Origin of the sequence: Actinotalea sp. C106, from assembly GCF_023630195.1 — a bacterium.
GTDB lineage: Bacteria > Actinomycetota > Actinomycetes > Actinomycetales > Cellulomonadaceae > Actinotalea.
The window spans coordinates 1-2,038 of sequence record NZ_JALPKN010000419.1 but is presented as its reverse complement, the minus strand read 5'-3'; the positions used below and the strand labels follow the sequence as shown (position 1 = coordinate 2,038).

Sequence of the window (2,038 nt, the reverse complement as noted above, 5' to 3'; positions counted from 1 at the left end):
CTCGGGGGCGCAGCCCGGTGACGTCGTGGCGCACAGCGGCTCGCTCGGTCGCTCGGCGGCGGGGCTGGCGCTGCTCTCGGCAGGCCGGGCGGAGGAGGTCGGGTGTGCCGACCTCGTCCAGGGCTACCTCCGGCCGGTGTCGCCCCTCGCCACGGCGGTCTCGGCAGCCCGCGCCGGAGCCAGCGCGATGCTCGACGTGTCCGACGGCCTCCTGCGTGACGCGGGTCGCATCGCTCGGGCCAGCGGGGTCGTCATCGACCTCGTCGCACCCGGTCTGGCCCTGGCGCGCGAGCTCGACGCCCTCAGCCCCGCGGCCTCGGCCCTGGGCGTGGACCCGCTCGCCTGGCTGCTCACGGGCGGTGAGGACCACGGGTTCCTGGCGACGTTCCCCTCCGCGGACCTGCCCGAGGGCTTCGTCCCCGTGGGACGTGTGCGGCGGGGGCACCCCACGGTGCTGGTCGACGGCGGCCCACCGCCGGTCGCCGGGACCGGGTGGGACCACTTCACGCCTGGAGCGGGGCCTCAGCCCTTGCGGTAGCGCATCTCGCGGAGCTGGTCGCCACCGAACTCCTCGACTCGCTCGACCCCGTCGGCCGCGAAGCCGTGCCGACGGTAGAAGTGCCGAGCGCGCTCGTTGGCCGCCGGGACCCAGAGCGTGACGGGCACGCCGTCAGGGACGTCGGCGAGGACGGTGCGCATGAGCTCCCTCGCGATGCCGTGGCCCCAGGCCGACGGGTCGAGGTAGATCGTGTAGATCTGCAGACCAGAACGATCGGCGTCCTCGTCGAGGCTCGGCCCCATCGAGGCGAAGCCGACGACGCGGCCCTCGTCCTGGGCCACCCACACGGAGGTGGTCGTGTTCGAGCTGTCGAGGAGCTCGCTCCACCATGCTGCCCGCGCCGAGACGTCGAGCTTCGCGAGGTAGTCCTCGTCGATCACCCCTGTGTACGCCTGCCGCCACGAGGCCACGTGCACCTCGGCGATAGCGCGTGCGTCGTCATCGGTCGCCGGCCGGATCACCATGTCGGTGAGGTCGTCCACCATGACGGCCACCCTGCCATCTGGATGGCGTCGAGGCCACCCTTTGGGCGACTCTTGATGTCCCGTTTGTCATCGAGGGACCGCCGGCCGCAGCGTCCTCTCCGGGCTGCAGGCAGCACAAGACCCACGGAGCTGGGCCCCGTGGGTCTTGTCGACGAAGGTCGGGCTCAGGCGGTGCGCTGCACCTTGCCGGCCTTGAGGCACGAGGTGCACACGTGGAGCCGCTTGGGAGCGCCCGCCACGACGGCGCGCACGCGCTGGATGTTCGGGTTCCAACGACGCTTGGTGCGGCGGTGGGAGTGCGAGATGCTGTGCCCGAAGCTCGGGCCCTTGCCGCACACGTCGCAGTTGGCAGCCACGTTCTCTCCTGATCGTCGTGCATGCCGCGCGCACATTCCGAGGGCGGCTGAAGCGGTTCTGTACGTTCATCATGGTGCGTGGCACGCGCTGCTGCCGGACTCTCGACCGGCGCCTCACGAGGCCTGCACCCACCCAGGCATGACCGGGCAACCTCGATAGGGTAGCCGATCGTCGCGGGTGCACCCAAACGTGACGTCAGGGCAGAGGGCAGAGGGCGAGGAGGAGACGGGTGGATCGAGCAGTACCGCTCCTCGGCCTCTCCGCGTCCACGCTGCGCCGCTGGCTCGAGGGGGCCACGCAGACGCTGAGACAGCATCGTCGCGCGCTCGACGCGGTCAACGTCTTCCCCGTCCCCGACGCCGACACCGGGACGAACCTCTACCTGACCCTCGCCGACGCCGCCGAGGCCGTCGCGGGCCTCCCGGCGGAGGCCACGGCGCAGGAGGTGGCCCACGCCCTGGCCCGTGGTGCGCTCGTGGGCGCCCGAGGCAACTCCGGGGTCATCCTCAGCCAGTACCTCAGCGCACTGCTCCTGGGGTGGCCGGGCACGATCGCCCCCACGGCCCCTGCCGATGACCTGTCCCGGGGGGCGGGCGCACCGCCCGCGCACCCCGCCGTCCCCGCCCTGGTACGCGCC

The 2,038-nt window shown here is 72.5% G+C and carries 4 protein-coding genes; 2 read left to right on the top strand and 2 right to left on the bottom strand.

The window, feature by feature from the left end; genetic code table 11:
- The coding region (locus L0B03_RS17110) for a thiamine-monophosphate kinase (protein ID WP_250448113.1) at window positions 1-538 on the top strand (538 nt) is incomplete at its 5' end.
- On the opposite strand, the gene L0B03_RS17105 is transcribed toward L0B03_RS17110, so the two are convergent.
- Both L0B03_RS17105 and rpmB read right to left on the bottom strand, forming a co-directional pair.
- Window positions 523-1,044 carry a GNAT family N-acetyltransferase gene (locus L0B03_RS17105; protein ID WP_250448111.1) on the bottom strand — a complete coding sequence of 174 codons (522 nt, stop codon included), beginning with the start codon at window positions 1,042-1,044 and terminating at the stop codon, window positions 523-525. The two genes, L0B03_RS17110 and L0B03_RS17105, sit on opposite strands and share 16 nt — an antisense overlap.
- Before the next feature lie 164 nt (window positions 1,045-1,208).
- Window positions 1,209-1,400 carry a 50S ribosomal protein L28 gene (rpmB, locus tag L0B03_RS17100; RefSeq protein ID WP_208054364.1) on the bottom strand — a complete coding sequence of 64 codons (192 nt, stop codon included), beginning with the start codon at window positions 1,398-1,400 and terminating at the stop codon, window positions 1,209-1,211.
- A gap of 230 nt (window positions 1,401-1,630) precedes the next feature.
- Here rpmB and L0B03_RS17095 point away from each other — a divergent pair.
- Window positions 1,631-2,038: DAK2 domain-containing protein (locus L0B03_RS17095; RefSeq protein ID WP_250448110.1), on the top strand; the 408-nt coding region annotated here is incomplete at its 3' end.